Annotated in this window: 12 protein-coding genes; 7 read left to right on the top strand and 5 right to left on the bottom strand. The window is 67.3% G+C overall.

Translation table 11 applies throughout. The annotated features are described in order from the left end of the window. Positions 1–249 precede the first annotated feature (249 nt). Entirely contained in the window at positions 250–2,097 is a 1,848-nt protein-coding gene (locus D183_RS0105360; RefSeq protein ID WP_017908095.1) for a monovalent cation:proton antiporter-2 (CPA2) family protein, read from the top strand. Positions 2,098–2,295: 198 nt separating this feature from the next. Here the strand turns inward: D183_RS0105360 and D183_RS0105355 are convergent, their stop codons facing one another. After that, entirely contained in the window at positions 2,296–3,069 is a 774-nt protein-coding gene (locus tag D183_RS0105355) for an alpha/beta hydrolase (protein ID WP_017908094.1), read from the bottom strand. A gap of 4 nt (positions 3,070–3,073) precedes the next feature. Next, positions 3,074–3,370 (bottom strand): DUF1244 domain-containing protein, encoded by a 297-nt coding sequence (locus D183_RS0105350; protein ID WP_017908093.1) that lies wholly within the window; start codon positions 3,368–3,370, stop codon positions 3,074–3,076. A 51-nt stretch (positions 3,371–3,421) separates the two neighbouring features. Between D183_RS0105350 and folD the strand changes: the two genes are divergently transcribed. The 3 genes from folD to guaA all read left to right on the top strand — a co-directional run bounded on the left by folD (position 3,422) and on the right by guaA (position 7,688). Then, positions 3,422–4,315, top strand: coding sequence for a bifunctional methylenetetrahydrofolate dehydrogenase/methenyltetrahydrofolate cyclohydrolase FolD (folD, locus tag D183_RS0105345; RefSeq protein WP_017908092.1), 894 nt, complete (start codon positions 3,422–3,424; stop codon positions 4,313–4,315). A 249-nt stretch (positions 4,316–4,564) separates the two neighbouring features. Continuing rightward, entirely contained in the window at positions 4,565–6,022 is a 1,458-nt protein-coding gene (guaB, locus tag D183_RS0105340) for an IMP dehydrogenase (protein ID WP_017908091.1), read from the top strand. Between the two features lie 100 nt (positions 6,023–6,122). Next, positions 6,123–7,688: a glutamine-hydrolyzing GMP synthase gene (guaA, locus tag D183_RS0105335; RefSeq protein ID WP_010342916.1), complete on the top strand. Its 1,566-nt coding sequence runs from the start codon at positions 6,123–6,125 to the stop codon at positions 7,686–7,688. Positions 7,689–8,020: 332 nt separating this feature from the next. On the opposite strand, the gene arsH is transcribed toward guaA, so the two are convergent. Next, on the bottom strand, positions 8,021–8,755 hold the full coding sequence (gene arsH, locus D183_RS0105330; RefSeq protein WP_017908090.1) for an arsenical resistance protein ArsH: 735 nt from the start codon (positions 8,753–8,755) through the stop codon (positions 8,021–8,023). 41 nt (positions 8,756–8,796) lie between these two features. On the opposite strand from arsH, the gene D183_RS0105325 reads away from it, so the two are divergent. From D183_RS0105325 to D183_RS0105315, 3 genes are all read left to right on the top strand, one after another. Next, positions 8,797–9,111 carry an ArsR/SmtB family transcription factor gene (locus D183_RS0105325; RefSeq protein ID WP_017908089.1) on the top strand — a complete coding sequence of 105 codons (315 nt, stop codon included), beginning with the start codon at positions 8,797–8,799 and terminating at the stop codon, positions 9,109–9,111. A 125-nt stretch (positions 9,112–9,236) separates the two neighbouring features. Further along, entirely contained in the window at positions 9,237–9,668 is a 432-nt protein-coding gene (gene arsN2 / locus D183_RS0105320; RefSeq protein WP_017908088.1) for an arsenic resistance N-acetyltransferase ArsN2, read from the top strand. Between the two features lie 31 nt (positions 9,669–9,699). Beyond that, entirely contained in the window at positions 9,700–10,221 is a 522-nt protein-coding gene (locus D183_RS0105315) for an arsinothricin resistance N-acetyltransferase ArsN1 family B (protein ID WP_017908087.1), read from the top strand. Here D183_RS0105315 and D183_RS24065 read toward each other — a convergent pair whose 3' ends face one another. Together D183_RS24065 and D183_RS24060 are read right to left on the bottom strand one after the other, a co-directional pair. Further along, complete coding sequence (locus D183_RS24065) at positions 10,222–10,656, bottom strand: winged helix-turn-helix transcriptional regulator (protein ID WP_026144215.1); 435 nt, start codon at positions 10,654–10,656, stop codon at positions 10,222–10,224. Between the two features lie 4 nt (positions 10,657–10,660). Then, the coding region (locus D183_RS24060) for a putative inorganic carbon transporter subunit DabA (protein ID WP_039726212.1) at positions 10,661–11,303 on the bottom strand (643 nt) is incomplete at its 5' end.

The raw sequence follows: 11,303 nt of genomic DNA, 5'->3' as shown, positions 1-11,303 counted from the left end.
CGCCCCTTCGGGGCACCTTCTCCCGGTGGGAGAAGGGAGGCGGGTCTCGATGGCTGAAGCAACGTCGCGCACGCTCAAGCTCAAGACCCTCTCCCTGCGGGAGAGGGGTTAGGGTGAGGGTGCGGCGCACAGCGCGCGACCGCTTGCATGTCGCACAAAAGGTTCCTTGCGCGCAGCACGCAGTGCGCCGCGTCTCATGTCGCAGTCCGCTCCATGGGGATGTCCGGACCTTGTGCGTAGAATCGGCGCATGACCAGTGCAGCCGACAGCAGCGAATTGATCAAGGTGGTAGCGCTGCTCGGCGCGGCTGTGGTGGCGGTGCCGGTGTTTCGCAGGCTCGGCCTGGGCTCGGTGCTCGGCTATCTCGCCGCCGGCCTGGCGATCGGGCCGTTCGGCCTGGGCTGGTTCTCCGATCCGCAGGCGATCCTGCACGTCGCCGAATTGGGCGTGGTCATGTTCCTGTTCGTGATCGGCCTGGAAATGCGGCCCTCGCACCTGTGGAGCCTGCGCAAGCAGATCTTCGGCCTGGGTACTGCGCAGATCATCGTCTGCGCGAGCGTGCTGACCGGGGTCGGACTGGCCTTCGGCTTTCCATTGCCGGTGGCCTTCATCGCGGCCTCCGGCTTCGTGCTGACCTCCACCGCGGTGGTGATGCAGTTGCTCGGCGAGCGCGGCGACATCGCCTTGCCGGCGGGGCAGAAGATCGTCGCGATCCTGCTGTTCGAGGACCTGTTGATCGTGCCGCTGCTGGCGGTGGTGGCGTGGATGGCGCCGGTACCGGCGGACGCGTCTGCGCCGTCGCGCTGGATCGGCATCGGTATCGGCGCCGCGGCGATCGTCGGCCTGCTGGCGGCTGGGCGCTGGCTGCTCAACCCGCTGTTCCGGCTGCTGGCGGCGGCCAAGGCGCGTGAGGTGATGACCGCGGCCGCCCTGCTGGTGGTGCTGGGCGCGGCGCTGCTGATGCAGCTCGGCGGGTTGTCGATGGCAATGGGCGCGTTCCTGGCCGGCGTGCTGCTGTCCGAATCGACCTTCCGCCACCAGATCGAAGCTGACATCGAACCGTTCCGCGGCATCCTGCTGGGGCTGTTCTTCCTCGGTGTCGGCATGGCGCTGAACCTGGCGGTGGTGGCGGCCAACTGGACGCTGATCCTCAGCGGTGTGCTTGCCTTCATGGCCGCCAAGGCCGCGTGCATCTACCTGGTCGCGCGGCTCACCGGCAGCGGCCATGCGCAGGCGCTGGATCGCGGCGTGCTGATGGCGCAGGGCGGCGAGTTCGCCTTCGTGCTGTTTGCCGCCGCCAGCGGTGCCGGCGTCATCGACGCGCAGATCAATGCCAACCTGACCGCCATCGTGGTGCTGTCGATGGCGCTGACGCCGCTGTTCGTGCTGCTGTACCGGCGCTGGGCACCGGTGGAGGCGCCGTCGATGGAAGGCGTGGATGCAGCCGACGGCCTCACCGGCAGCGTGCTGATCATCGGTTTCGGCCGCTTCGGCCAGGTCGCCAGCCAGTCGCTGCTGGCGCGCGACGTGGACGTGACCATCATCGACAACGACATCGAGATGATCCAGAGCGCGGCCAAGTTCGGCTTCAAGATCTACTACGGCGACGGCACCCGCCTGGACGTACTGCACGCCTCCGGCGCGCACAGCGCCCGCGCCATCGCGGTGTGCGTGGACAACCGCGAGGCGGCCAATCGCATCGTCGAGCTGGCCACCACCGAGTTTCCGCAGGCCAAGCTGCTGGTGCGCTCCTACGACCGCGAGCACGCGCTGGAGCTGATCGCCGCCGGTGTGGATTACCACATCCGCGAGACCTTCGAATCGGCAGTGGAATTCGGCCAGGCCGCGCTGATCGAACTGGGCATGGACGAGAGCGAGGCGCGTTCCATCGCCCGCGAGATCCGGCGACGCGATGCGGAGCGGCTGGAACTGGAGATCGCCGCCGGCGACGTGCGTGCTGGCAGGGGCCTGATGTACGGCAACATCACCCCAGTGGTGCCGACCCCGACTCCGTTCACGCCGCCGCGGCGCGAGAGCCGCACGCTCAATCCGGAAGGCGTGCCGGTCGAGACCGGCGAGCCGCGTCGCGGCGATTAGCCACGGCAAGGCAGCATTGTGTGCGGTGCCCGTGTGGGAACCGATAGGGACTTGCGGCGAGCCCGCCGGATGCACTGTGGGAGGGACTTCAGTCCCGACGGATTACGATTTCGGAAGCACACACCACTTTGCGCGTCGTGGCTGCATGACAGTCGACTCCCGGGTACCTTTTGAGTACCCCGCCCGAGCGATGCCGCCTCAGCGCAAGAACGCCTGCAGCGCCCGCACGTAGCCCGGATCGTCGCTGATGTCGTTGTGGTCGGCCTGCGCGAAGACGACCACGGTCGGGCGTTGCGCCAGGGCCTCGAGCAGGGCATCGGTGCTGGCCGGCGGCACCACCTGATCGCGACCAGCACGCAGGATCAGGAGTGGGCCGCCATAGGCGCGCAAGGCGCGCGCCGAATCGTAGCGATCGCGCAGCAGCCAGCGCACCGGCGCCCACGGGTAGTGCGCCTGCGCCGCCGACACCAGGCTGTCGAACGGCGTTACCAGCACCAGGCGCGCCACCGCGCGACGCGCCGCCAACTGGCTGGCCACGCCGCTGCCCAGGCTGCGTCCCAGCACCGCGATCTGTGCCTGTGGTTGCGCGGCGCGCACATGGTCGTACAGCGCCACCGCGTCGCCGACCAGTGCGTTCTCGCTGGGCTTGCCGTCGCTGGCGCCGTAGCCGCGGTAGGCGAGCAGGTAGAGGCTGTGGTCGGGCAGGGCGGCCTGCAACTGCGCGCGTGCGAAACGCAGATCCTCGGCATTGCCGCCGAAGTACAGCAGCACCTTGTCGCGACCGGGATTGACCTGCCAGCCGCGCAGCTCCACGTCCGCGCCGCGACGCAGCGCGAAATCGGTCTGCGCCGGTGCCACCCGCGTGCCCTGCGGGAAATACAGCAGGTCGCGCTGGCCCAGGTAGAGCAAGGCACAGACCACCATATAGGCCGCGGCGAGAATGGCCGCCGCGATCGCGGTGTAACGCAGCATCGCGCTAGCCGTGCTTGCGCTGCGCCTCGGCGAAGGCGGCCAGTTGCTCAGGTGTGGCCTCGGCCTGGTGCTGCGCCTTCCAGTCGGCGAACGGCATGCCGTAGACGCGCTCGCGCGCCTGTTCCTTGCTGAGGTCTTCGCCTTCGGCGGCCGCCGCCTCGCGGTACCAGTCGGCCAGGCAGTTGCGACAGAACCCGGCCAGGATCATCAGGTCGATGTTCTGCACGTCAGGGCGGGCCTGATTGAGGTGCTGCAGCAGGCGACGGAAGGCGGCGGCCTCGATGCGGGTGGTGTCGGTCATGGCGGAATCGGGGACAATGGACATCCCCAGACTCTACACCCGCCCGCCCCGATGACCGATTCCGCGCCCGTCTCCTCCGTCCCGGCCCGCATCCTCGACGGGCGGCGCATCGCCGAAGACCTGCTCGACGAGCTGAAGGCGCGGGTCGACGCGCGGCTGGCGGCCGGGCAGCCGCGGCCCGGATTGGCGGTGGTGCTGGTGGGCGGCGATCCGGCCTCGGCGGTCTACGTGCGCAACAAGCGCCGCGCGGCCGAGAAGGTCGGCATCGAGGCGTTCGACTACGACCTGCCGGCGGGCACCAGCGAAGCCGAACTGCTGGCGCTGATCGACCGGCTCAATGCCGATCCCAAGATCCACGGCATCCTGGTGCAGTTGCCGCTGCCGGGCATCCCCGATGCCAGCCGGCTGATCCATCGCATCGATCCGCGCAAGGACGTGGACGGCTTCCATCCGGAGAACGTCGGCCACCTGGCGCTGCGCGAATTCGGCCTGCGCCCGTGCACCCCGCGCGGCATCGTCACCCTGCTGGCGCATACCGATCAGCCGGTGCGCGGGCGCAACGCCACCATCGTCGGCGTCAGCAACCACGTCGGCCGGCCGATGGCGCTGGAACTGCTGATCGCTGGCTGCACGGTCAGCTGCTGTCACAAGTTCACCCCACCGGAGGTGCTGGAGGCGCGGGTGCGCGACGCCGACATCTTGGTGGTGGCGGTGGGCCGGCCGGGGCTGATCCCGGGCGAGTGGGTCAAGCCCGGCGCGGTGGTGATCGACGTCGGCATCAACCGCCTGGACGACGGCCGCCTGGTCGGCGACGTCGGCTTCGACGCGGCGGCGCAGCGCGCCAGTTGGATTACGCCGGTACCGGGCGGGGTCGGGCCGATGACCGTGGCCACGCTGATGCAGAACACGATCGAGGCTGCTGAGGCGGCGGGGAGTCGGGATTAGGGATTCGTTGAAGGCTGCGCGGGATTGGGGATTCGGGATTCGGGATTCGTTAAAGGCAACAGCAAAAGCGCATGCGCGGCCTTTCCGGTTTGCATGCGGGATCGGCAGGCCGTCGAGATCGCCCTGCTGAAAGAGAGGCAAACGGCCCGACCGCGCAGGGCGCGGTCTTGACGAATCCCCACTCCCGAATCCCCAATCCCCGCCCCAAATGCGTTAAAATGCCGCGCTTCCCCACACTCGGGTCCGCCGATGCTGCGCATCCAGGCTGAAGCTCTCACCTACGACGACGTCTCGCTCGTCCCCGCCCATTCGACCGTCCTGCCCAAGGACGTCAGCCTGGAAACCCGGCTGACCCGCGACCTGCGCCTGAAACTGCCGATCCTCTCGGCCGCGATGGACACGGTCACCGAGCACCGCCTGGCGGTGGCCATGGCCCAGCTCGGCGGCATCGGCATCATCCACAAGAACCTGACCCCAGCGCAGCAGGCGGCCGAAGTGGCCAAGGTCAAGAAGTTCGAGGCCGGCGTCATCACCGAGCCGTTCACGGTCGGTCCGGAGACCACCATCGGCGAGGTGCTCAAACTCACCCGCGCCCGCAACATCTCCGGCGTGCCGGTGGTCGACGGCAGCGAACTGGTCGGCATCGTCACCAGCCGCGACATGCGCTTCGAGAAGAAGCTCGACGATCCGGTCCGCCACATCATGACCAAGAAGGATCGCCTGGTCACTGTGCGCGAAGGCGCCAGCGACGAGGAAGTGCTGCAGCTGCTGCACCGCCATCGCATCGAGAAGATCCTGGTGGTCAACGACGGCTTCGAGCTGCGCGGCCTGATCACGGTCAAGGACATCCAGAAGAAGACCGACAACCCCAACGCCGCCAAGGACGCCGCCACGCGGCTGCTGGTCGGCGCCGCGGTGGGCGTCGGCGGCGATACCGAGCAGCGCATCGAACTGCTGGCCGCGGCCGGCGTGGACGTGGTCATCGTCGACACCGCGCACGGCCATTCGCAGGGCGTCATCGACCGCGTGGCCTGGGTCAAGAAGACCTACCCGCAGCTGCAGGTGATCGGCGGCAACATCGTCACCGGCGACGGCGCGCTGGCACTGATGGACGCCGGCGCCGACGCGGTCAAGGTCGGCGTGGGTCCCGGCTCGATTTGCACCACGCGCGTGGTCGCCGGCGTCGGCGTGCCGCAGATCACCGCGATCGATATGGTCGCCGAGGCGCTGCAGGACCGCATCCCGCTGATCGCCGACGGCGGCATCCGCTACTCCGGCGACATCGGCAAGGCGCTGGTCGCCGGCGCCTCCACGGTGATGGTCGGCGGCCTGTTCGCCGGCACCGAGGAAGCCCCGGGCGAGGTCGAACTGTTCCAGGGCCGCAGCTACAAGAGCTACCGCGGCATGGGCAGCCTGGGCGCGATGGAGAAGGGCAGCAAGGATCGGTACTTCCAGGATGCCTCCGACGCCGACAAGCTGGTGCCGGAAGGCATCGAAGGCCGCGTGCCGTACCGCGGTCCGCTCAGCGGCATCATCCACCAGCTGATCGGCGGCCTGCGCGCGACCATGGGCTACGTGGGATGCGCCACCATCGAGGACATGCGCACCAAGCCCAAGTTCGTCACCATCACCGGTGCCGGCCAGCGCGAGAGCCACGTCCACGACGTGCAGATCACCAAGGAACCGCCGAACTACAGGATGGGCTGACGCCCATCCGGGAATGGGGAATCGGGAGTCGGGAATCGATGAACCAGCGTCTGCACCGCTTTGCCCATTCCCGATTCTCCGTTCCCGATTCCCGGCCCCAATGACCAACATCCACAGCGACAAGATCCTCATCCTCGATTTCGGTGCGCAGTACACGCAGTTGATCGCGCGGCGCATTCGCGAACTGGGCGTGTACTGCGAGATCTGGGCGTGGGACCACGATCCGGCCGAGATCGCCGGCTTCGGCGCCAAGGGCATCATCCTCTCCGGCGGTCCGGAATCGACCACGCTGCCGGGCGCGCCGGCCGCGCCGCAGGAAGTGTTCGACAGCGGCCTGCCGATCTTCGGCATCTGCTACGGCATGCAGACCCTGGCCGCGCAGCTCGGCGGCGCCACCGAAGCGGCGGACCAGCGCGAGTTCGGCCACGCCGAGGTCGAGGTGGTCGCTGCCGATGCGCTGTTCTCCGGGTTGACCGATCACGCAGGCGCCTCGCGTTTAAACGTGTGGATGAGCCACGGCGACCACGTCTCGCAGGTGCCGCCGGGCTTCACCATCACCGCCGTCACCGACCGCATCCCGGTCGCGGCCATGGCCAACGAGGCCAAGCGCTGGTACGGCGTGCAGTTCCATCCGGAAGTCACCCACACCCTGCAGGGCCAGACCCTGCTGCGCCGCTTCGTGGTCGACGTGTGCGGCTGCGCCACGCTGTGGACCGCGGCCAACATCATCGACGACCAGATCGCCCGCGTGCGCGCCCAGGTCGGCGACGACGAGGTGATCCTCGGCCTGTCCGGCGGCGTGGATTCGTCGGTGGTCGCCGCGCTGCTGCACAAGGCGATCGGCGACAAGCTGACCTGCGTGTTCGTCGACACCGGCCTGCTGCGCTGGCAGGAAGGCGACCAGGTGATGGCGATGTTCGCCGAGCACATGGGCGTCAAGGTGATCCGCGTCAACGCCGCCGACCGCTATTTCCAGGCGCTGGCCGGTGTCAGCGATCCGGAAGCCAAGCGCAAGATCATCGGCAACCTGTTCGTGGAGATCTTCGACGAAGAGTCGAACAAGCTCCGCAATGCCAAGTGGCTGGCGCAGGGCACCATCTACCCGGACGTGATCGAGTCGGCCGGCAGCAAGACCGGCAAGGCCCACGTCATCAAGAGTCACCACAATGTCGGTGGCCTGCCCGAGCACATGAAGCTGGGCCTGGTCGAGCCGTTGCGCGAACTGTTCAAGGACGAAGTGCGGCGCCTGGGCGTCGAACTCGGCCTGCCGCGCAGCATGGTCTACCGCCATCCGTTCCCCGGCCCCGGCCTGGGCGTGCGCATCCTTGGCGAAGTGAAGCGCGAGTACGCCGAACTGCTGGCCAAGGCCGACGCGATCTTCATCGACGAACTGCGCAAGGCCGACCTCTACGACAAGACCAGCCAGGCCTTCGCCGTGTTCCTGCCGGTGAAGTCGGTCGGTGTGGTCGGCGATGCCCGCGCCTACGAGTGGGTGATCGCGCTGCGCGCGGTGGAGACCATCGACTTCATGACCGCGCACTGGGCGCACCTGCCGTACGACTTCCTCGGCACCGTGAGCAATCGCATCATCAATGAGCTGCGCGGGGTCTCGCGGGTGGTGTACGACATTTCAGGGAAGCCGCCGGCGACGATCGAGTGGGAGTGAGGTGACCTCCTTCGTGGGCGGCGCTGGCTGATCGGCGCGCCCTGAAGCAGGCTTGGCATTGCGGTTGTGTTCCGGCTCACCTTCCAGCATCGCGTCCAGCAGGTCGCTGTCCGTCAGCTCGGTACTGCGTAGCTCCAGCGCCTGATACGGCGTGTCTTTCTTCGAAGAACCTCCCGCACCGTCGCCCGGATGCGGCGATCGGCTCCACAAGTCGCTGCCGGCTTGGAGGCGTCTTGAGGTATTCGACGACCTGTGGGTATGCTCCCGCGTGGCGGATCAGGGCGAGGTGTTGCGCGAGGTTCCGCAGTCCGGGTTGTGGCAGATCACGGCCTTCAGGGCGCGGTCTTTGCCGCCTGGGTGGCTTCGATCGCCCCTGCGGCTGCCGCCAGTGCAGCGGCGGCCTGCGTGTCCTTGCGCTCGCTGTAGCGGTCGACCAGGTAGTCGCTGCGGCCGCGCACCAGATAGGTGAACTTCACCAGTTCCTCCATGACGTCCACCACGCGGTCGTAGTACGCCGATGGTTTCATGCGGCCATTGGCGTCGAACTCCTGCCAGGCCTTCGGCACCGACGACTGATTCGGGATGGTCACCATCCGCATCCAGCGCCCAAGCAGGCGCAGCGCGTTGACCACGTTGAAGGATTGCGAACCACCGCAGACCTGCATCACCGCGAGCGTGCGTCCTTGCGTCGGGCGGACGCTGCCTTCCTGCAGGGGCAGCCAGTCGATCTGGTTCTTGAAGACCGACGACACCGCGCCATGACGTTCGGGGCTCACCCAGACCTGGCCTTCCGACCACAGCGAAGCGGCGCGCAGTTCCTGCACCTTCGGATGGTCCGGGCCGACGGCATCGACCATGGGCAGGTCGTGCGGATCGAAGACGCGGGTCTCGGCGCCGAAGTAGTCGAGCAGCCGTTGCGCTTCCAGTGCCAGCTTTCGGCTGTAGGACTCTGGACGCAGTGATCCATACAGGATCAGGATGCGCGGCTTGTGCTCGGCATCGCCGGCAGCCAGGCGCGCGCGATCCGCTGTGGGCGCAAGCGTTGCATCCAGATTGGGAAGGTCCATGATCGATTGCCTGGGTTAATTAATTCAATTATTCTAAAATAATGGAACATTTGACCGCAACCAAGGCCTTGTCAGCACTGGGCCACGAGACCCGTCTGGCCATCTTCCGGCTGCTCGTCCAGGCCGGACCGGCGGGCAAGCTGGCGGGCGAGATCGCCAGCGCGCTGACCCTGCCGGGGCCGACCCTGTCCTTCCACCTGAAGGAGCTGGCTGCTGTCGGAATGATCCGCGCCGAGCAAAGGGGCAGGACGGTCTGCTATCGCGCCGAGTTCGACACGATGACGCGCCTGCTCGATTACCTGACCGAGAACTGCTGCGGCGGCGACGCGCGTTGCGGAGAGGGGCGGACTTGTTGACGCTTGGCATTCGATGCGGAATGGCTGCGACATGAGCGTGGGCGCGGCTCATGTCGTGCCGACGGCGCATCGCCAGGCAGTCGCCAACCGCCGTGTCGTTCTTCTGCACATACCGAGGTGATGTCATGGACGTGGTGATCAGCCTGGCGCAGTTCGATCCGCAGACGGAAGAACTGCTGCAGTCCTCGGGGTTGCCCACCTCCGACCTGATCGCCGGTCACGCGTCGCGACAGTTCCTTGCCGCGCGTCGGGGTGGGTTGCTCGGCACCGTGGCTGTCGAATTCCATGGCGAACATGGCGTGCTGCGTTCGTTGTGCGTCGCGGAGGGGCATCGCGGTGATGGCCTCGGGCGTCGGCTGGTTCGGGAGGCGGAGCGCCTGGCTGTGCAGCGTGAGGTGCTTGCCTTGTATCTGCTGACCACGACGGCGCAGGATGTGTTCGCCGCCATGGGCTACGTGCAGTGCGACCGGGGGCAGGTGCCGCCGCTGGTCGGGGCGTCGAGCCAGTTCGAACGCCTCTGTCCGTCCAGCGCTGTCTGCATGTCGAAGCGGCTGTGATCCAGGCCATCAACAAAGGAAGCCGGTGACCATGACAGCGACTGTCGTTTCGGCCAGTCCCGTGCATGCCCAGCGCATCGCGGACATTTACAACCACTACATCGCCAACACGTGCGTCACGTTCGAACTGGATCCCGTGACGTCGGCCGATATGGCCAGGCGCATTGAAGACGTCCAGCGCGTCGGCCTTCCGTGGCTGGTGGCGCTGGTGGGCGACGAGGTTGCCGGGTATGCCTACGCCACCCAATGGAGAGCGAGAAAGGCGTACCAGCGTTCGGTGGAATCCACGATCTATCTGGCTGATGGGCATCGCGGGCGAGGGCTGGGCGCTGTCCTGTATGGCGCGCTGCTGGAAACACTGCGACGGCTGGAGTTGCACGCAGTCATCGGCGGTGTCGCTCAGCCGAACGATGCAAGTGCCCGGCTGCACGAGGCGCTGGGGTTCAAGAAGGTCGCGCACTTCGAGCAGGTCGGTTACAAGCTCGGCCGTTGGGTGGATGTCGCTTACTGGCAGTTGCTTCTTCCAGTCGCGCCCCACGAAAACGGGGTCTGACTAGCGACGCTGGTAGACGACGCCCTGAACCAAGACCTGATCTTGCTCCGGCGCCTCGTCGAAACGTCGATGCGCTTCGGCAATGGCGCGTTGATTCTCGTTCGCCCAGTGGACCAGCGCCATGACCGGCTTCAATAGCGTGCGTCCAAGGTCGGTCAGTGCGTAATCGACGCGCGGAGGGATCGTCGGATACAGCGTCCGCGTGACCAGTCCATCGCGTTCCAGTCCGCGCAGGGTCAGCGTCAGCATGCGCTGGGAAATGCCGTCGATGCCACGCTTCAATGCGTTGAAGCGCTGCGGGCCGTTCGCCAGCATGGCGACGATGTAGAGACTCCACTTATCGCCGATGCGATCCAGGATTTGACGCGTCGCCAGGCAGCCCCCCGCATCAGGTGCAGGGACGTCGACAGGTGGGTCGATGTGACCAGGTGACATCTGGTCACGCGTGTGCCGGCACGGCGCTGCGCTTGGACGGCGCATCGCCAGGACACGCCTCCCAGCGCAGATCGCCGGTGTAGCGCGACGCCATGCGGCCCTGGTCGTCCAGCGCGAACAGATGCAGCCAGCGATTGTCGAACAGCGCGCGAACCTGCGGATGGCGTTCGAGGATGTCGGTGATCGCGGCTGTCGGTGCTTCGATCAGCACCGACAGCCGCAGCGGTTCGTGGATCAGCCGTTCGCCGTCGTGGACCGATTGCCAGGGGAGTCCGCCGCGCAGCAGGCCGCCGTTGCCCTCGACCACGCCGATGCCGCCGGTGACGTTGTGCAGCAGCTTGTTGCCGGCGCCGAAGACCTCGGGTGCGACGGTCGAGCCGTAGTACTGCAGGCTGATCCAGCTGGCGACCACCACCGGTGCGGTCAGGATCAATTCCAGCACACCGAAACCTTCGTCGCGCCGCCAATCGTAGTCGTGCAGGAAGGCGCGTCCCGCCAGGTCGCGTCCGGTCGTGCGCGCACGCGGCGCGGCGATGAAAGCCTGGCAGCCGGCCAGGGCCCATTCCGGGCGCAGCTCGGCCCAGTCGCGGGCGCGATGCGCGATGTCCTGGCTGCGCTGCGCGCGTGGCAGGCGCAGCGCGCGCTCG

Source organism: Xanthomonas sp. SHU 199, from assembly GCF_000364665.1.
Classification (GTDB): domain Bacteria; phylum Pseudomonadota; class Gammaproteobacteria; order Xanthomonadales; family Xanthomonadaceae; genus Xanthomonas_A; species Xanthomonas_A sontii.
Note: the sequence above shows the minus strand (reverse complement) of the source record. Positions and strands in the feature narration are given on the sequence as shown.